This is a genomic window from Sphingopyxis italica, from assembly GCF_011926545.1.
In the GTDB taxonomy this organism is placed as follows: domain Bacteria; phylum Pseudomonadota; class Alphaproteobacteria; order Sphingomonadales; family Sphingomonadaceae; genus Sphingopyxis; species Sphingopyxis italica.
Window position 1 is genome coordinate 83331 of the sequence record NZ_JAATIT010000001.1, and the last position, 18611, is coordinate 101941.

Sequence of the window (18611 nt, forward strand, 5' to 3'; positions counted from 1 at the left end):
TTTGTGCTGAGCTTGTCGAAGCACCGTTCTTCTTGCGGCGTCAAAAGAAAGAGCGGCCCTTCGACAAGCTCAGGGCGAACGGAATCGGAAGACGAGGACGTTAGAGCTTTCGCAGAAATTCGACGTGCGGCGGTAGCTCCGCGAGTTGTTCCGCCACCCGTCCGCGCAGCGTCGCGAGGCGTGAAGCCAGTTCGGCGTCGGACAGACCATCGGCGATCGGGTGCCAGCTTTTCGGGCGAACCCCCTGCCCCGTCAGCACCGCATACCAGTTCGTCGGGCCGAACAGGTCGCCGGGTTCGAAGAGGATATTGCCGGTGGCGCGGAACGCCTCGATCCGCTCGGCGAGGCTGTCGGGCATGCCCGCCGCGGCGACGTCGCGCCAGAAGGACGTGTCGTCGCGGCCCGCGAGCGCATAATGCGCGATCACGAAATCGCGGATCACCTCATATTCGCGGAGCGCGTCGCGGTTGAAGCGTGCGACGACGTTCGGATCGATCGCATCGCGCGGCAGCAGCGCGAGCAGGCGGACGATCGTCGTCTGGATCAGATGGATCGAGGTCGATTCGAGCGGTTCGAGGAAGCCGCCCGCGAGCCCGATCGCGACGCAATTGCGGTTCCAGATCGCCTTGCGATGCCCCGCGACGAAGCGCAGCCGGTTGGCGTCCGCGAGCGGCGCGCCGGGCAGCCGCGCGCGCAGCAAAGCCTCGGCTTCGTCATGCTCCAGATGCGCGCTCGAATAGACATGGCCGTTGCCGGTGCGGTGCTGGAGCGGGATGCGCCATTGCCACCCCGCCTCGCGCGCGGTTGCACGCGTGAAGGGGGCCGGGTCGCCCGCGCTTTCGCACGGCATCGCGACCGCGCTGTCGCACGGGAGCCAGTGGCTCCATTCACAATAGCCGGTGCGGAGCGCGCCTTCGATGAGCAGGCCGCGAAAGCCCGAGCAGTCGACGAAGAGGTCGCCTTCGATGACGCGGCCGTCGTCGAGCGCGAGCGAGGTGATGAAGCCGTCTTCGGGATCGAGGCGGACGTCGGCGACCCTGCCCTCGAGGCGGCTCACGCCCTTTTCCTCGGCGTAACCGCGCAGGAGACGCGCGTAGGCGGCGGCGTCGAAATGGACCGCATGATGCACCGGACCATGGCGGGTTGCGGGCGCGAAACGGCCTTCGCGCGCGGCCATCGTTTCGAGATTATAGGGGCCGTGATCGGCGTCGCCGCCCGCCGCGAGATGGCGCAACCAATGATGGTGGAAATGGATGCCCGACATTTCGATGCCGAGATAGCCGAAGGGGTGAAAATAGCGGTGGTCGGCGCCGCCCCAGCCCTCGAATTCGATGCCGAGCTTGATCGTGCCGTGCGTCGCGCGGAGGAACTCGGCCGGATCGAGGCGGAGGTAACGGTTGAAATCGTGAATCGGCGGCACGGTCGCTTCGCCGACGCCGATCGTGCCGATCGCGTCGGATTCGACGAGGGTGATGCTGTGCGGCTGTCCGGCGAGCGCGCGGCCGAGCGCCGCGGCGGTCATCCAGCCTGCGGTGCCGCCGCCGACGATGACGATGCGCCGCACGGGGCGCGCCCGCGCGCTCATCCGCGCATCCGCCGCAGCGCGTCGGCGTGGCTTTCCATCGCGTGGACGTCGCTCGCGACGGCGCGCAGCTGGCGCTGGAATTCGGCCATCAGCGCCTGGTCTTCGGTCAGCAGCGCCTGCGGGTCGAAGCTGCGCGGCGTCACGCCGTGGCCCGCCATGACGAGCGCCCAGCTGTCCTCGACATGCGCCTCGTGATTATAATGCGCGAACATGCCGCGCGCGGCGAAGAGATCGATCTTGGCGGCGAGTTCGGCCGAGACCGGCGCGGCGCGCGCGGCGTCCCAATAGAGCTCGCCGGTGCGGGCGTTGAGGCGGAAATGCTGCGCGGTGAAGTCGGCGACGCGCGCGCGGGTTCCGGCCATTTCCTCATTATAGATGTCGGCCTCGGGCATCGCGGCGCGGTCGATCGGCCAGAGCAGGACAAGCTGCGCGATGCCAAGCTGGAGCAGGAGCAGTTCGGCGCCGTCGAGCGGCGGCGCGGCGCCCGCCGCGGGGCCGACCGCGACGACATTGCCGACCCACGGGCGCGGGCGGGCGGCGGCGGCGAGCGGTGCGGGCGGCGCGGCGTCGACGGCGCGTCCTAGGGCCGATGCGAGCGCGGCGGGGGCGTCGGCGTCGGCCAAGGATGCGCTGTCGTAGGCGAACTCGATCGCGGTGCGGTTCGCGAGCGGGATCATCGTCAGCCACCCCGCCGGGTGCGCGGCGACGCGGCTGTAGAGCGGCAGCGGGTCGAAGGCGGGCGCCGACGCGCGGATGATGCGGTCGCAGAAGGCGGGGCGCGCGGCGGTGCCGGGGTCGAGCGCGGCGATCAGCGTGCCGTCGGTGTCGATGAACAGGTCGGCGGCGAGTTGCTCGCCGTCCGCGAGGTCGATGCGGTCGAGGCCTGCGCCCCCTCGGTGCGGAACGGCGCCCGCGCCCGGGACGATGCGGATGTCGGCCTGCTCGCACGCGGCGCGGAGCAGCCGGGCATAGCCGGCGGCGTCGAGGTGCCAGCCCGCCTTGACCGCCTGCCGCGTCGCCGCCTCGCGCGGCGCGCCGGTGCGGCCCTGCTTGGCGGCGGCGGCGGCGAGGCAGAAATCCTCGAGCGCGACGCCGAGACCCGCTGCGCGCGCGCGCGTCCAGTGCTGGACGAAGGGCAGCGAGGCGAAGGCGCTGCCCGCGTCGCCATAAGCGTGTAGGAAAGCATCGTCGCCGCCCGACCAGCCGGCGAATTGCTGGCCCATGTTGATCGTTGCGGCGGCGTGGCGAACGAGCGTGGCCTCGTCGATGCCGAGTAGGCGGTGGAAGGTCGAAAGGTCGGGTGGCGCGATGAGCGCGGCGTGCGGCGCGAACGCTTCGCCGGTATCGACCCAGACGACGTCGGTCCCGAGCCGCGCATAGGCGCGGCTGACCGCGAGCGCCGCCATCGCCGCCGCGACGCCGCCGCCGTGGACGACGACCCGCTGCACCGAGTTCGTCACGGCGCGGGCGCCGGGCAATAGCGCGCGATGAAATCGGCGTGCGAGGGCGCGGTTGCCGCCGCGTCGGCGATCGTCGCGGCGAGGCTCGCCAGCCGCTCCTCCACCGTCGCGGCGGGCAGCACGTCGGCGAGGCGGTCGGCGGCTTGCGGCTCGATGCCCTGCCCGACGAACACCGCCTGCCAACTCGGCGGGCCGAACAGCCCGTCGCGATAGGCCTGGACATGGCCGCGGTGGCGGAATCGATCGATCTTGTCGGCGAGCGTATCGGGCACAGCCATCGTCGTCACGCGCTCCCAGAGCGGCGCGTCGGGCTCGTTCGCGATATAATGGAGGATCAGGAAATCGCGGATGCGGTCATATTCCACGTCCATCACACGATTGAGTTCGGCAGGTAGCGCCGGGTCGATCCCGGGCCCCGACGGCAGCAGCGTCAGCATGTGCATGATCGCCATCTGGACGAGATAGATGCTGGTCGATTCAAGCGGTTCGAGGAAGCCGCTCGCCAGCCCCATGGCGATGCAATTATGCGCCCAGGCCTTCTCGCGCTTGCACGCCTTGAAACGCAGCACGCGCGGTTCGGCCATCGCTTCGCCGTCGAGGTTGGCGAGCAAGGTCGCCGCCGCCTCGTCGTCCGAAATATCGGCGCCGGAATAGACATAGCCGTTGCCGGTGCGGTGCTGAAGCGGGATGCGCCATTGCCAACCCGCCGTGCGCCGCGTCGATCGCGTATAGGGATGAAAGTCCGCCGAGCGCGCCGACGGCACCGCCGCCGCGCTGTCGCACGGCAGCCAGTGCGACCAGTCCTCGATCCCTACCCCCAGCGTCTGCGCCATCAGCAGCCCGCGAAAGCCCGAGCAGTCGACGAACAGGTCGCCGGCGATACGCGCGCCCGACGCGAGCTTCACCGCGGCGATATCGCCGGTCCCGCCATCCTGCTCGACCTCGACGATCCGCCCTTCGACGCGCTCGATCCCGCGCGCTTCGGCCCATTGCCGAAGGTAACGGGCATAAAGGAAGGCGTCGAATTGATAGGCGTAGGCGAAGGCGTTGCGCACATCGTTCGCATCGCCGCTGGGCAGCATGAAGCGGTTTTGCAGCGCGGCGACGATCGGGAAGCAATAGTCGGAGAGCGATGCTGCTGTGCCGGCGCGATGCGCGCGGATCCAGTAGCTGAAGAAATCGGCCTCGCCGATCGGGCGGCCGAAGGTGCCGAAAGGGTGGACGTAGCGGTCGCCCTGACGCCCCCAGTTGATGAATTCGATGCCGAGTTTGAAGGTCGCCTGTGTCGCCTGCATGAACTCGGCTTCGTCGAGCCCGAGGAAGTCGTTGAAATCCTTCATCTGCGGCAGCGTCGCCTCGCCGACGCCGACGGTGCCGATCTCTTCGGATTCGACGAGGCGGACGCGGAAGCGCGCGGGGTCGAGCTTGGCGGCGCAGGCGGCGGCGCACATCCACCCCGCGGTCCCGCCGCCGACGATTACGATTTCGAATTTATCCCCCATCGCGGTCCAGCTTAACGTGGAAGAAAGCGGGCGCCAGCCCCAAAGGGCCGACGCCCCTTCCCCCTTTTAGAAGTTGAGCCGCACGCCGAGCTGGTAGCGGCGGTCGTTCCTGAACCAGGCGTTCGGCTTGAGCGTACCGTCGCCGTCGACCTGCTGCATCAGCACGGTGTCGGTGCCGAGCAGGTTGGTGCCCTCCAGAACGAACTCGATATTCGCCGTCGCGCGCAGGCGAAGCGAGGCATCGAGATAGCCCGTGCTCTTTTGCCAGATCGGAAAGCCGACACAGCAATCGATCGCGGTCACCAGATATTTGGAGCGCCAGTTATAGGCGACGCGCGCCGATACCGGGCCTTTCTCATACATGCCGACAAGGTTGTAGCTGTGCTTCGAAATGCCCTCGAGCGCTTTGGCCTTTACCGTGCTGTCCTCATAGGTCAGGCCGCCGCCCGCCGTTCCGCCCGCGGTTTCGTTGGTCAAATTGACCGTCTCGATCCCGTCGTTCTTCACATAGGTGTAGTTCGCCTGCACCCCGAAGCCGTCGAACGGGGCCGGCAGGAAGTCGAAGAAGGTCTGGAAAGCGAATTCGGCGCCATAGATGCTCGCGCCATCGCCATTGACCGGCCGGTTGACGCGGACGTCCTCGGTCACCCCGTTGTTCGTCACCTCGAGGTTGAATTGGCCCGCCTGAATATAATCGTAGAATTTCTTGTAGAAGCCTGTCGCGGTGAACGAACTCGACCGGCCGAAATAATATTCAAGCGTGAGGTCGAACTGGTCGGCCGTCATCGGCTTGAGCCCCGGATTGCCCGATTGGCCGGTATATTGCCAGTCATAGGCGATCGCATTGCCATCCTCGTCGCGCGTGACATTCGGGTCCGAAAAATCATTGAGGTTCGGCGTCAGCCGGTTCACCGTCAGGAAGTTGCGGAGCAAGCCGAAATCGGGGCGCGACATCGCTCGCGAATAAGCGAAGCGCGATACCAGCTTGTCGGTCAGGTCGAACTTGATGTTGAAGCTGGGCAAAGCGTGGAAATGGTTGACCTTGGTCGTGTCGGCAACGGTCGCGCCGTTGCCGAAATCAATCTCCTGCTGCGTGACGACGCAGCCCGATGATGCCGTTGGGCGCGGCGGCGGGCCGGGATCGGTCCCTTCCTCGCAAAGAAGCCCGGTCGGCGTGAAGGGAACGGGCAAGGTGGTCGCGCCCACCGTATCGTCGCGCGTCCAGATCAGGCGGACGCCGACGTTGCCCGAGACGGGGATACCCCCGATGGCGAGGCTGTCGCCGCCGAACTTCGCCATCGCATAGGTGGCGATGGTGCGCTCGCTGACCCGGTGGACTTCGCTCGGGAAATAGCAGCCGAAGGCCTTTTCGATCGTTTCAGCGCCGCGATAGCCCTCGCCCGAACAGACGGGATAATAATCGCCGACACCGATCGACGGACGCCCGAGCGCCGCCGCAAGCTGTTCGCGGTTCGACAGCATGTCCATGTTGAAAAAGGCGAAGCTGTTGTGATTGATCTGGTTGCCGGCGAAAAAATCGCCGCCGAAGGTGTGGAGCCCGTTGGTGCCCGGCGCATAGGCGGGGCTGTCGATGTTGAAATAGGGCGCCTGCGTATAGGTCCAGTTGTTCGAAATATTCGCCCAGTTATAGGCGCCCCAGCGCACCGTCTGGTCACGGTCGGCGTAGCGTGCGCCGACCTTGATCGCGTCGAGCCAGCCCGAATCGACGTCATATTCGACGTCGGCGCGGAAGGCGACTTCCTGACCGTCGCTGTCCTCGGTGTGATCGGTGACCGCGTAATAATGGTAGTTGTTGGGGTTGTTCAGCCCGCCGTCCGACAGATTGATATTTTCGGCCTGGTTGGGCAGGAATTCGAGGCGCGGATATTTGCCCGTCAGGTCGACAAAGGTGTCGGCATAGGTGCGCGAAGTGACCGACGCGTTGTAGTTGCTGACGCTGGCGTCGACATATTGACCGTCGAGCGTGACGCGCAGCCGGTCCGAAACATCCCAGCGGAAATTGAGGCCGAAATCCTGTGTGATCTGCTTGTTCTTGAGCGCGTTCGCGGCGGTGTCGACCTGCGGCGCGCGTTGTTGCGGGACGCAGCCCTCCCACCCGTAGCAGCGATTGAAGAAGGCCTCGCCATCCTCGTTGACGCCCAACCCCAGATTGGCGTCGCCTTCGCCGACATAGGGACGCGGCGCCGACCACCAGCCGCTGAGGAAATTGCCGTCGTCGTCGAACTGGAAGGGCGCGGTGCCGGTCAACGGGTTCACAAGCGTCGGGTCGGTGACCTGATAGTCGCTCGGCTGGCCGTAGATGCTGAACGCGCTCGAGTAGATCGCATGTTCGCGCCAGCTGTTGTTATATTGCGAGCGCAGATACTGGCCGGTCAGTTCCATGTCGCCATCGTTCGAGCGCCACTGGAAGGCGGCCGAGACGCCGTAGCGTTTGCGGTCATATTCATTGTCGCGCATGTAGATGCCGCTGGGGATATATTGCTTCCCCGGGCCGAACACGCCGTCGAAGATCGCCATACGGTCGAACTGGATGCCCTGGCTCGCGGTGACCGCGTGCGAATAGGCGCCGCTGAGCATCAGCCCGATCTCGCCGATCCCGGTCTGCCAGCGATCCGAAATGATCCCCGAGATTTCGGGCGTCGATTTCTCGGCGATGTCGCCATAGGTGTTCTTGATCGAGATCGAAATGAGGCGGCCGTCCTGATCGAAGGGCACGCGCGTGCGAAGATTGACCGTGCCGGCGATGCCACCCTCGATCATGTCGGCGGTCTGGTTCTTGTAGGTGTCGATGCCGCCCAAGAGTTCGGGCGAGATGTCCTGCCACGACAGGCCGCGCGAGCTGTTCGCGCTGAAGGTATCGCGGCCGTTGAATTCGGAACGCACCTGGTTGAGGCCGCGGATGACGACCCCCGACGGCTCGGCGGAAAAGTGCGACGTGTCGTCGGTGCCCGCGAAGCGGATGACGGTGATGCCGGGAACGCGCTGCAGCGCTTCGGCGACCGACTTGTCGGGGAAGGAGCCGATATCCTCCGCCGTGATCGAATCGACGACGGTGTCGGCGTTGCGTTTACGGTTCTGCGCCGATTCGAGGTTGGCGCGGATGCCGGTGACGACGATGTCATCGGGTTTTTCCTCATCCGCCGATACCGGCACGGTGCTTTCCTGCGCCGCGGCGGGAAGGATCATCGCGCTCGCCAATGCCGCCCCGCAGATCCCCTGGAGCAGGCTATGGCGAATCCGATATGTCTTGGCAGGCCCCTTAAGCATTTTATTTTTCCCCCATCCCAATCCGGTCCAGATTGCCTTCCCACAATCTTTATAAGACCAATTGCGTCCTTAGACTATTACCAATAGACTACAAATCCAACGCGCTGTCCATGGCGAATTTATGGCAGCGCCCAAATGTTGCCCGAGGGGGCGATGGCGACCGGGGAGGAAAAGCCATGCGATTGATTTCACTCGACGTGCTGCGGGGGCTGACCGTCGCCGGGATGATTTTGGTGAATTCGGCCGCAGCGATGAAATATGGCGCCGAAGCCGATGTCGCGCCGATCCTGCTGCATGTGAGCTGGGACGGGCTCACTCTCGCCGACCTGGTTTTTCCGGGCTTTTTGACGATGGTCGGCATCGCCATCCCCTTTTCGATGCGTGATGCGAAATTCGATTCGGCGCAGCGCAGCCACATCTTTGGCCGCACCGGCCGTCTGCTGCTGCTGGGCTTCATCCTCAGCAATCTTTACTGGTTCACCAGCTTCGCCTCGGGCGACTGGCGCCTGTTCGGCGTGCTCCAGCGGATCGGGCTCGTCTATTGCGCGTGCGCACTGCTGTTCCTGCTCGCGGGGCCGCGCGCGCGGCTGATCCTCGCGGCGGCGATCCTCGCGCTCTATTGGCCGCTCGCGCTGCTCCCGTCGCTTGACGGGCTCGCGACCGACATCTGGGTGCGCGGGCATAATTTCGTCGCCTCGGTCGACCGGCTGATGCTCGGCAACCATCTCTATGTGAAGGGGCCCGAAGGCTATGATCCGGAGGGGATTTTGGGCACCTTGCCAGCAATCGCCCAAGGCCTGATCGGGGTCGCGATCGGCGAGTTGCTGATCCGCCGACAAGGGCCGGCGGCGCGGCAACTCGCGATGATCGGCGCGGCGATGCTGATCATCGGCGGCATCTGGAGCCTTGCCTTCCCGATCGTGAAGGACATCTGGTCGAGCAGCTTCGTGCTCGTCACCAGCGGCATCACCGTCCTCGCGCTCGCGCTGCTGCATCACTGGCTCGACCGCGAAGGCCGCAAGGCCGGGATCGCCGCGACCGCGATGCTGGCGTTCGGCGCCAATGCGATCGCGGCCTATACGCTGCATCAGGTGACGGCGGGCGTGGTGACGTGGGATCTGCTGCTCCTGCCCTTTCGCGCGCTGCGCGAGACGCTGGGCGATCCGGTCGCCTCGCTGTTGCCCATCCTCCTTTATATGCTGTTGATCTGGGGCGCGATGGAATGGCTGCGCCGCAAGGGCTGGATCATCAAAATCTGATCCGCCCAAACATACCTCTTGATGAGACATATATAACCTATATAATACCAATGACCGGATGGCTTCACGTCGTCCGATCCGGAGACAGATCGACGATGCCGAACGCCGCAATAGACGGACGAACGACGCTGATGGAGCGGGAAGCCGGAGAGGCGGCGGCGGCGGTCGCCGCGATGCTGGCGGCGAATCGCGACGCGTTCATCGCCATCGGACGGCGCCTGCGCGCCTCGCCCCCCGTCGCGGTCGTGACCTGCGCGCGCGGGTCGTCGGACCATGCGGCGACCTATGCCAAATATCTGATCGAGACGATGACGGGGACGCCGACCGCGTCGGCCGCGCTGTCGATCGCGTCGCTTTACGATGCGCCCGCGGTCGCCGGGAATCGCCTGTGCCTCGCCGTATCACAGTCGGGGAAAAGCCCCGACCTGCTAGCGGCGGTCGAACAGCAGCGCGATGCCGGCGCCTTTGTCGTCGCGCTCGTCAATGCCGAGGGTTCGCCGCTCGCGGCCCTCGCCGATGTGGTGATCCCGCTCTCCGCCGGCGTCGAACGCTCGGTCGCTGCAACCAAATCCTATATCGCCTCTCTGGCGGCAATCGCCGCGCTCGTCGCCGCATGGGCCGAGGACGACGCGCTCGAAGCGGCGCTGACCGCCCTGCCCGGCCAGCTCGAGCAGGCGTTCGCACTCGACTGGTTGCCGGCGGTCGCGGCGTTTCGGGGCGCGACCAATTTGTTCGTGCTCGGCCGGGGCTATGGGCTCGGCGTCGCGCAGGAGGCCGCGCTCAAGTTCAAGGAAACCTCGGCGCTGCATGCCGAAAGCTTCAGCGCCGCCGAAGTGCGCCACGGGCCGATGGCGATCGTCGGCGACGCCTTTCACGTGCTGGCGTTCGGCGGCACCGACCGCGCGGCCGCCAGCGTGCGCGAAGCGGCGGCCGAGTTTCGCGGGCGCGGCGCGACGGTGCTGCTCGCCGATGGCGACGGCGACCTGCCCGTCATCGCCGCGCACCCCGCGATCGAACCCGTGCTGATGATCCAGAGCTTTTATCGCATGGCGAGCGCGCTGGCGCTCGCGCGCGGCCAGGACCCCGACTCGCCACCGCACCTCAACAAGGTTACCGAGACTTTATGATCGTTCGTTTCCACAACGGCCGGATCGCGCTGCCGGGCGGCGCCGTCGAGGCTGCGGATCTGACCGTGACCGACGGCGTTCTCGCTGCGGTCTCGGATGCCGGCGGTGCGCCCGCCGACCGCGAGGTCGACCTGGAGGGCGGCTGGTTGCTGCCCGGCTTCGTCGATACGCAGGTCAACGGCGGCGGCGGGGTGCTGTTCAACGATCAGGTCGATGTCGCAGCCATCGCGGCGATCGGCGCTGCGCACGCGCGCTTCGGCACCACCGCCTTCCTGCCGACGCTGATCAGCGACACGCCCATGCAGATCGCCGCCGCGCTCGCCGCGGTCGACGCGGCGATCGAACAAGGCGTGCCGGGGGTCGTCGGCATCCATATCGAAGGCCCGTTCATCAACGAGGTGAAGCGCGGCATTCACGAAGCGCATCGCATCCGGCGGCTCGATACCGAGATATTGGCGACGCTCACCGCGCCGCATCGCGGGCGCGTGATGCTGACGCTCGCGCCCGAATTGTGCGACGAGGAGGATATTCGCACCCTCGTCCGGCACGGCGTGATCGTCAGCGCGGGGCATAGCGACGCCACCTATGACGAAGCGCAGCGCGCGATCGGCGCGGGGCTGACCGGTTTCACGCACCTGTTCAATGCGATGTCGCCGCTGCACCACCGCAATCCCGGCGCGGTCGGCGCGGCGTTCGATTCGGACAGCTATTGCGGGCTGATCGTCGACGACGTCCATCTGCATCCCGCCGTCGTGCGGCTCGCGGTGCACGCCAAGGGCAAGGACCGCATCATGCTGGTCACCGACGCGATGCCGAGCGTCGGCACCGACGTCAGCGAATTCACGCTGCAGGGCAAGCGCATCGCGGTGAAGGACGGCGTCTGCATATTCGAGGACGGCACGCTCGCGGGCACGCATCTCGACATGGCGTCGGCGCTGCGCAAGACGGTCGAAGTGACCGGTCTGCCGGTAACCGACGTGTCGGCGATGGCGAGCGCGACACCCGCCGCCTTCCTGTCGCTGCACGACCGCATCGGGTCGATCGCGCCGGGACAGCGCGCCGACTGGGTATGGCTGGATGCCGGCCTCGCCCCGCGCGCGACGTGGATTGGCGGCGGGATTGTTTCGGAATCGGCGCGGGATATGATCCAAGCCGCACAATGACAAAGAAGCCGCGGGGAAGCGGCGGAAGTTTTGGGGATTAAATCGATGAGCCTGATCATCACCTCTCCGCTCAGAGGGTGGGCGACGACGCTGGACGACGTTCCCGATCCGGTCTTTGCCCAGCGGATGATGGGCGACGGGGTCGCGATCCAGCCGCTCGGCGATACCGTCGTCGCGCCGTTCGACGGCGAGGTGGTGACGCTGCACGAAGCCGGCCACGCGGTTTCGCTGCGCAGCGCCGAGGGCGCCGAAGTGCTGATCCATGTCGGGCTCGATACGGTGATGCTGAAGGGCGAAGGCTTTACCCCGCTCGTCGTCGCCGGCGACACGGTATCGCGCGGCGACCCGCTGATCCGTTTCGACCTCGATGCCGTAGCCCTCGCCGCGACCAGTCTGATCACCCCGGTGATCGTCACCAATGCCGAAGCCTTTGCAATCAGCCGCCGCACGACCGACGCCGCGATCGGCGCGTGCGAGGCGTTGATGACGCTGGTGCCGGTGCAGGCCGAAGCGCGCCGCCGGTCGGATGACGGGACGCTGGTCGAGCAGGCGGTAACGCTGTCGTTGCCGCACGGCATCCACGCGCGGCCGGCCGCGCGGATCGGCGAAGCGGCGCGCGGTTTCGAGGCCGACGTGCATCTGGTGAAGGGCGACAAGCGCGGCGATGCGCGGAGCACCGTCGCGCTGCTCGCGCTTGGCACCGCTTTCGGCGACGAGGTGGTCGTGCAAGCGCGCGGCGACGATGCCGAAGCGGCACTGGCGGCGATCGTCGCGCTGCTCGCGACCGACATGGGTGAGGCGCCGGCTGCGGCGACACCCGCCCCCTTGGCCGCGACCAATCCGCTGCGCGCGGGACAGATCGGCGGCGTGATCGCTTCGCCCGGCCTTGCCATGGGGCCGGCGGCGCGGCTGCGGCAAGCGGAGATTTCCGTCGTGCGCGAGGGCAACGGAGCTGCCGAAGAGCGCGCGGCGCTACTCGCGGCACGAAACGCGGTTCGCGCGCGGATCGCCGCGCGTGCCGACAGCGCGAGCGGCAGCATTGCGTCGGTGATGCAGGCGCATCTGGCGCTGATCGACGATCCCGAACTGCTCGCAGGCGCGGAGAAGCGCATCGCCGAGGGATGCAGCGCCGGTTTCGCGTGGCGCGGCGCGATCCACAACCAGATCGACGCGATCCGCGCAACGGGCAACGCCCATCTGATCGAACGCACCGACGACCTGATCGACATCGAGCGGCAGATGCTCGCGACGCTGACCGGCACGGCGCTGGGCGAAGCGGCGGTTCCGGCGGGCGCGATCGTCGTGGCCGAGGATTTGTTGCCGTCGCAGCTCGTGACGCTGGCGGCGGCGAAGCCCGCAGGGCTGTGCCTCGCGCGCGGCGGTCCGACGTCGCATGTCGCGATCCTCTGCGCGGGGATGGGCTTGCCTGCGCTCGTCGCGATGGGCGATGCGCTCGACGGCGTCGAAGACGGCACGCCGCTGCTGCTCGATGCTGAACTGGGCAACGCCACGGTGGCGCCCTCGCCCGCCGACACCGACGCTTTCGCGGCGCGGCTCGCGAAGCGCGACGCGCGGCGCGAAGCGGCGCGGGCGGCGGCGAAGGACGCGTGTCACAGCGCCGACGGCACGCGCATCGAAATTTTCGCCAACATCGGCAGCGTCGACGAAGCGCAGGCCGCCACCGCGCAGGGCGCCGAAGGATCGGGCCTCGTGCGCAGCGAGTTCCTGTTTCTGGGGCGCGAGACCGCGCCGTCGGAGGAGGAGCAGCACGCCGCCTACCAAGGGATCGCCGACGCGCTGGCGGAGAGGCCGGTGATCGTCCGGCTGCTCGACATCGGCGGCGACAAGCCCGCCGCCTATATTCCGATCGACGCCGAGGAAAATCCGGCGCTCGGCCAGCGCGGCGTTCGCATCGCGCTCGCCCGGCCCGACCTCCTCGAAACGCAGCTTCGCGCGATCCTGCGCGTCGAACCCGCCGGGCAATGCAAGATCATGATCCCGATGGTCGCCAGCGTCGACGAGCTGCGGCAAGTGCGCGCCGTGGTCGAGCGGCTGCGCGGCGCGATGGGGATCGCGACGCCGGTCGAGGTCGGAGTAATGGTCGAAACCCCCGCCGCGGCGATGACCGCCGACCTGCTCGCCGCCGAGGCCGATTTCCTGTCGATCGGCACCAACGACCTGACCCAATATGTGCTGGCGATGGATCGCGGCAATCCGACGGTCGCCGCCGGGGTCGACGCGATGCACCCCGCGGTGCTGCGGATGATCGGCGAGACCTGCCGCCTCGCCGCCGTTCACGGGCGCTGGGTGGGCGTCTGCGGCGGCCTTGCCTCCGACCCCGCGGCGCTGCCGATCCTGATCGGGCTGGGCGTCACCGAATTGTCGGCGGTGCCCGGATTCGTCGCCGAGGCGAAGCAGATCGTGCGCGGCCTGACCCTGGTCGAGGCGCGCGCGCACGCCGAGTTGGCGCTGCAATGCAAGTCGGCGGCGGAGGTTCGCGCGCTCGCCCGCGCGTTCGAGGAGACACGATGATGCGGAAGATTCTCGAAACGCTCCAGCCATTGGGCCGCGCGCTGATGCTGCCGATCGCGGTGCTGCCGATCGCCGGCCTGCTGCTGCGCATCGGGCAGCCCGACCTGCTCGACATCGCCTTCATCTCGGCGGCGGGCGCCGCGATCTTCGACAATCTCGGCATCCTGTTCGCGATCGGCGTCGCGGTCGGCTTCGCGCGCGACGGCAATGGCGCCGCGGCGCTCGCGGGGGTCGTCTGTTATCTCGTGACGACGACGGGAGCGCAGACCTTTCTGACCGCCCCGGCCGACGTCGGCGCCGGATGGCCGGAGGCGGCGGCGGCATTGGCGGGCAAGAATTGGGCGCTGGCGCAGATCGACAAGCTCGAGGTGCCGATCGGCATATTGTCGGGGCTGATCGGCGGCAATTTCTATAACCGGTTCGCGGCGATCGCCCTGCCCGAATATCTCGCTTTCTTCGGCGGGCGGCGTTTCGTGCCGATCGCGAGCGGGGTCGCGGGGCTGCTGCTCGCGGCGGTGATCGGTTACGGTTATGCGCATATCAGCGGCGCGATCGACGCCGCGAGCCGCACCGTGGTCGAAAGCGGCGGCGCGGGCCTGTTCGTCTATGGCGTGCTCAACCGGCTGCTGATCGTCACCGGGCTGCATCATATCATCAACAATGCGGCGTGGTTCGTCGTCGGCGATTTCGCGGGCGCAACGGGCGACCTTCGCCGTTTCTTCGCGGGCGACCCCAATGCCGGGGCGTTCATGTCGGGTTTCTTCCCGGTGATGATGTTCGGCCTGCCCGCCGCGTGCCTCGCCATGTATCACGAGGCGCGGCCCGAACGGAAGAAGGCGGTCGGGGGAATGCTTTTCAGCCTCGCCTTCACCAGCTTCCTCACCGGGGTGACCGAGCCGATCGAGTTCACCTTCATGTTCGTCGCGCCGCTCCTCTATGCGATCCACGCGCTGCTCACCGGCGTGTCGATGGCGTTGATGAACGCGCTCGATGTGAAGCTCGGTTTCGGCTTTTCGGCGGGGCTGTTCGATTATGTGCTCAACTTCAGCCTCGCGACGCGGCCGTGGCTGCTGCTGCCGATCGGGGCCGTCTATGCGCTGCTCTATTACGGGCTGTTCCGCTTCTTCATCCGCCGCTTCGATCTGACAACGCCGGGGCGCGAAAGGGGCGAGGTCGCCGAGGCCGCATCCGCTTCGGCCGGCGGCACACGCGGCGAAGCCTTTGTCGCGGCGCTCGGCGGGGCCGCCAATTTGGTGAGCGTCGATGCCTGCACGACGCGCCTGCGCCTGATCGTCGCCGATCAGGGCGCGGTCGACGACGCCGCGCTGTCGGCGCTGGGTGCGCGCGGCATCATCCGCCCGTCGGAAAATGCGGCGCAGGTCGTGCTCGGGCCGGTCGCCGATCTGGTCGCCGAGGAAATTCGCGGCGCGTTGGCGGGCGGCGGCGGCGTGGTCGCGCTGGCCCCGCAAGCGAACCGAGCCAGCGAAGATGCGACGCTGCCGGGCGACATTGCGGGCGCGCTCGGGGGCGCCGCGAACCTCCGTTCGGTCCGCGCGCTCCACGGCCGCTACCGGGTCGAACTCGCCGATGCGGCAAAAGTCGACGAAGGCGCGCTCGCGCGGCTGACGCGTGGGCTCGTCCGGCCGCAGCCCGATGTCTGCCATATCCTGATCTGAACAGGGCGGCGGTCTTCCCGCCGTTTGCCCTTGGCGCTCGCCGTGGCTTCTTCGCGAACCCGGCGAGCGCCGCTCAGGCGGGCGACGACAGCTTCATCAGGATGAGCCCGCTGACGATCAGCAGCGCGGCGGCGATCCGCATCGCGTTCGCCTGTTCGCCGAGAATGAAGATACCGACGAGGAAGGCGCCGACCGCGCCGATGCCGGTCCAGATCGTATAGGCGGTGCCGAGCGGGAGCGATCTCATCGCCAGCGCGAGCAGCGCGAAGCTCACGATCATCGCCACGATGGTGATGGCGGTCGAGCCGGGGCGCGTGAAGCCGTCCGACTGCTTCATCGCGAAAGCCCACACCACTTCGAAAATTCCGGCGATCGTCAGGTAAATCCAGGCCATGGCAGCCCTCCTTCAAGTGCCGCCGGGCCGTCCCGGACTTGAAGACCCGCAATAACGGGCGAGGACGTGGCCCCTAGCGCGAAATATCCTGCGCGGCGCTGGACACGCGGTCAAGCATCGAACGCGAAAAGGGCGCGAAATCGCCGTGGATGCCGTGCTTGAGCGCCGCCAGCGCAAGGCCGTGCTTCGCCGCATCGGTCAGGTTCTTGCCACTCCACAAGCCGTCGAGAACGCCCGCCGCGAAAGCATCGCCGGTCCCCACGCGATCGATCACCGGGGTGACGAGGGTGGGATCGCTCGCGCCCCGCTCGTCGCGGGTATCGACGCGCGCGGTAATGCGGTGGGCGTCGGGGCCGATGATTTCGCGCGCGGTCGAGGCGATATGTTCGAGCGCGGGGAAATGATCGAACAGCGCCAGCGCCGCCTCACGCCGCCGGTCTTCGCCTTCCCCCGAAAAATCGCGGCCGAGAAGCAGCCCCGCATCGCGATGATTGCCGAAGAGCAAGGTCGCCTGCGCGACGATCGGTTTCAGGATCGCCGCCGGATCGGGCTGCCACCTGTCCCACAAGCGTCCGCGCCAATTGCCGTCGAACGACACGCCGATCCCGGCCGCGCGGGCGCGCGTGACGGCTTCGAGCGTGGCGGCGGCGCTGTCCGGCCCGAGCGCGGGGGTGACGCCCGAAACGTGCAGCCAGCCGGCGCCATCAAGCAAGTGGTCCCAATCCCATTCCTCGGGCCCCGCCAGGGCAAAGGCCGATCCGGCGCGGTCATAGACGACCTCGGCGGGGCGCATCGAACCGCCGGGGATGTGATAATAGAGGCCCATGCGGCCGGCGGGGCGGCGCACCGAGGCGGTATCGACGCCGTGGCGGCGCAGTTCGCCCATAACGCCGTCGCCGATCGGGCCTTCGGGAACCGCGCTGATCATGGCCGTGCGGCGGCCGAGCGCGGCGAGCGCGACGGCGACATTCGCCTCGGCGCCGCCGGCATGCGCGCCGAACCCCGCCGACTGCAACGGCAACTCGCCTTCGGGGATGGAGACGCGCATGACGATTTCGCCGAAACAGGCGATGGTTCGGGGCGGAGCGATCATATGCTAGACTCTAAATCCGGTTTCCGCGGCGGCGGTGCAGGAAATGACGGCGCCGGAGCCGAAGCGGGCCGTCGCGGTCTGGCCGATCGCGATCGGGTGGACTCCAGTGATCGCGCCGGCCGAAATCCACTGCCCCGGCTTCAGCTCGATCACGCCGCGGCGATGAAGATCGACGAGGAAATCGAGCGCGCCCCACGGACCGTCGAGGACGTCGATCGCACGTCCGCTGCCGACCGGCGCGCCGTCGATCGACGTTTCGACCGCGAGCGCAGCGAAATCGCCGATGGCGAGCCGCGGGCCGAGCAAAAGACCGTTGTTGATGCCGATGTCGGCGACGATGCCATAGGGGGCATGGTCGTGGACGTCGGGCGCGGGCGAGCTTGCGACCTCGAACCCCGCGCGAATCTCGTCGATCCAGCGAGCGCCGTTGTCCGCCGTCACGCGGTCGTCCGGCACCGCGCGCAGGCGCAGCATCACCTCGGACTCGATCGCGCCCGCGCCGTCGCTGAAGACCAGGGCGTCGCCCGGCGCATCGCCGTCGAGTTCGGCGACCCGCAGCACCGGCCCCGCGACGCGCTCGGCGCCGAGCGTCTCGATCAGCGCGGGCGGAATCCGACCGACCTTCCAGCCGAGCACCGGCGCGCCGAGCGCGGCGGTCAGGCGCCGTTGCACATCATAAGCATCCGCCAGCGTCGTGGGCACGGGCGCGGGAAAGGCCGGAAGCGCCCGCCCCGAAAGGCGCGCGGCAAGCAGCGCCGCGACCGGATCGGGCGCATCGCGCATCAAGCGAGCTTTACGCTCAGCAAATAACGCTCGCGGCTTTCGGCCGACTGGCGGCGCAGTTCGACCATCGCGCGTTCCTCGGTCTCGTCGAGCATCGATTCGAGCAGGCGGTTGAAATGGCGGCGCATCGCGAGCCGCGCGGCGGAGGCGTCGCGATTGCGCAGCGCGGCGACGACGTCGGCATGTTCGGCCTGACGCGCGGCGCCATCCTTGCGGCAGACGAGCGAGTGGCTGCTCCGCACCTCGGGCAATTCCATGCGCATCCGCCACAGGCTCTCGATCACATGGATGATCGCCTTGTTGCTCGATGCGGCGGCGATCGTCATGTGAAATTCGCGGTCGATCGCGCTGATTTCCTCCTCGCTCTTGCTGTCGTCGGCCATCAGGGCGAGCAATTCGTTGAGTTTGGCGAGCGTTTCGGCCGAGATCGTCGGCGCGGCGAGCGCCGCGGCCTCGGCCTCGAACAGCGAGCGCGCCTCGGTCAGTTCGAACGCGCTGACCTTGGGCAATATCGCATTGTCGCCGGGCAGCACCGCCTCGACATAGGCGCCCGCACCGGTGCGGATGTGAATCCACCCCGTCGCCTGCAGCGCGATCTCGGCCTCGCGGATCGTCACCCGGCTGACCTCGAACCGTTCGGACAGCTCGCGCTCGCCGGGCAGCCGGGTTCCGGGCGGATAGGTTCCGTCCAGAATCAGGCGCCGGATCGTGTCGACGACATCCTCGAAAAGGCGGCGTTCGGCCATGGT

13 protein-coding genes are annotated in these 18611 nt (G+C 67.6%); 5 read left to right on the plus strand and 8 right to left on the minus strand.

Going from position 1 to position 18611, the window contains the following annotated elements:
* Nucleotides 1-100: 100 nt before the first annotated feature.
* The 4 genes from GGR90_RS00355 to GGR90_RS00370 all read right to left on the minus strand — a co-directional run bounded on the left by GGR90_RS00355 (nt 101) and on the right by GGR90_RS00370 (nt 7754).
* Nucleotides 101-1585 (minus strand): tryptophan halogenase family protein, encoded by a 1485-nt coding sequence (locus GGR90_RS00355; RefSeq protein ID WP_167918377.1) that lies wholly within the window; start codon nt 1583-1585, stop codon nt 101-103.
* A complete protein-coding gene (locus tag GGR90_RS00360; protein WP_167918379.1) occupies nt 1582-3045 on the minus strand; it encodes a tryptophan 7-halogenase in 1464 nt (487 codons plus the stop codon). The genes GGR90_RS00355 and GGR90_RS00360 overlap by 4 nt, the downstream gene beginning before the upstream one ends.
* Nucleotides 3042-4547 carry a tryptophan halogenase family protein gene (locus GGR90_RS00365; protein WP_167918381.1) on the minus strand — a complete coding sequence of 502 codons (1506 nt, stop codon included), beginning with the start codon at nt 4545-4547 and terminating at the stop codon, nt 3042-3044. The genes GGR90_RS00360 and GGR90_RS00365 overlap by 4 nt, the downstream gene beginning before the upstream one ends.
* 66 nt (nt 4548-4613) lie before the next feature.
* A complete protein-coding gene (locus GGR90_RS00370; protein ID WP_167918384.1) occupies nt 4614-7754 on the minus strand; it encodes a TonB-dependent receptor in 3141 nt (1046 codons plus the stop codon).
* Nucleotides 7755-8011: 257 nt separating this feature from the next.
* On the opposite strand from GGR90_RS00370, the gene GGR90_RS00375 reads away from it, so the two are divergent.
* The 5 genes from GGR90_RS00375 to nagE all read left to right on the plus strand — a co-directional run bounded on the left by GGR90_RS00375 (nt 8012) and on the right by nagE (nt 15592).
* A complete protein-coding gene (locus GGR90_RS00375) occupies nt 8012-9094 on the plus strand; it encodes an acyltransferase family protein (RefSeq protein ID WP_167918386.1) in 1083 nt (360 codons plus the stop codon).
* 95 nt (nt 9095-9189) lie between these two features.
* Nucleotides 9190-10221 (plus strand): SIS domain-containing protein, encoded by a 1032-nt coding sequence (locus GGR90_RS00380; RefSeq protein ID WP_209023518.1) that lies wholly within the window; start codon nt 9190-9192, stop codon nt 10219-10221.
* Entirely contained in the window at nt 10218-11384 is a 1167-nt protein-coding gene (nagA, locus tag GGR90_RS00385; protein ID WP_167918388.1) for an N-acetylglucosamine-6-phosphate deacetylase, read from the plus strand. The genes GGR90_RS00380 and nagA overlap by 4 nt, the downstream gene beginning before the upstream one ends.
* A 45-nt stretch (nt 11385-11429) precedes the next feature.
* On the plus strand, nt 11430-13916 hold the full coding sequence (ptsP, locus tag GGR90_RS00390) for a phosphoenolpyruvate--protein phosphotransferase (RefSeq protein WP_209023519.1): 2487 nt from the start codon (nt 11430-11432) through the stop codon (nt 13914-13916).
* Nucleotides 13916-15592, plus strand: a complete 1677-nt coding sequence (gene nagE, locus GGR90_RS00395; protein WP_167920735.1) for an N-acetylglucosamine-specific PTS transporter subunit IIBC — start codon at nt 13916-13918, stop codon at nt 15590-15592. Before ptsP ends, nagE begins: the two co-directional genes overlap by 1 nt.
* Before the next feature lie 73 nt (nt 15593-15665).
* On the opposite strand, the gene GGR90_RS00400 is transcribed toward nagE, so the two are convergent.
* The 4 genes from GGR90_RS00400 to GGR90_RS00415 all read right to left on the minus strand — a co-directional run bounded on the left by GGR90_RS00400 (nt 15666) and on the right by GGR90_RS00415 (nt 18608).
* On the minus strand, nt 15666-15986 hold the full coding sequence (locus GGR90_RS00400) for a DMT family transporter (protein ID WP_167918390.1): 321 nt from the start codon (nt 15984-15986) through the stop codon (nt 15666-15668).
* Nucleotides 15987-16059: 73 nt separating this feature from the next.
* Nucleotides 16060-17079, minus strand: a complete 1020-nt coding sequence (locus GGR90_RS00405) for a sugar kinase (RefSeq protein ID WP_167918392.1) — start codon at nt 17077-17079, stop codon at nt 16060-16062.
* Nucleotides 17080-17082: 3 nt separating this feature from the next.
* Complete coding sequence (locus tag GGR90_RS00410) at nt 17083-17862, minus strand: 2-keto-4-pentenoate hydratase (RefSeq protein WP_167918394.1); 780 nt, start codon at nt 17860-17862, stop codon at nt 17083-17085.
* Nucleotides 17862-18608, minus strand: a complete 747-nt coding sequence (locus GGR90_RS00415) for a FadR/GntR family transcriptional regulator (RefSeq protein ID WP_167918396.1) — start codon at nt 18606-18608, stop codon at nt 17862-17864. Before GGR90_RS00415 ends, GGR90_RS00410 begins: the two co-directional genes overlap by 1 nt.
* Between the last annotated feature and the right edge of the window lie 3 nt (nt 18609-18611).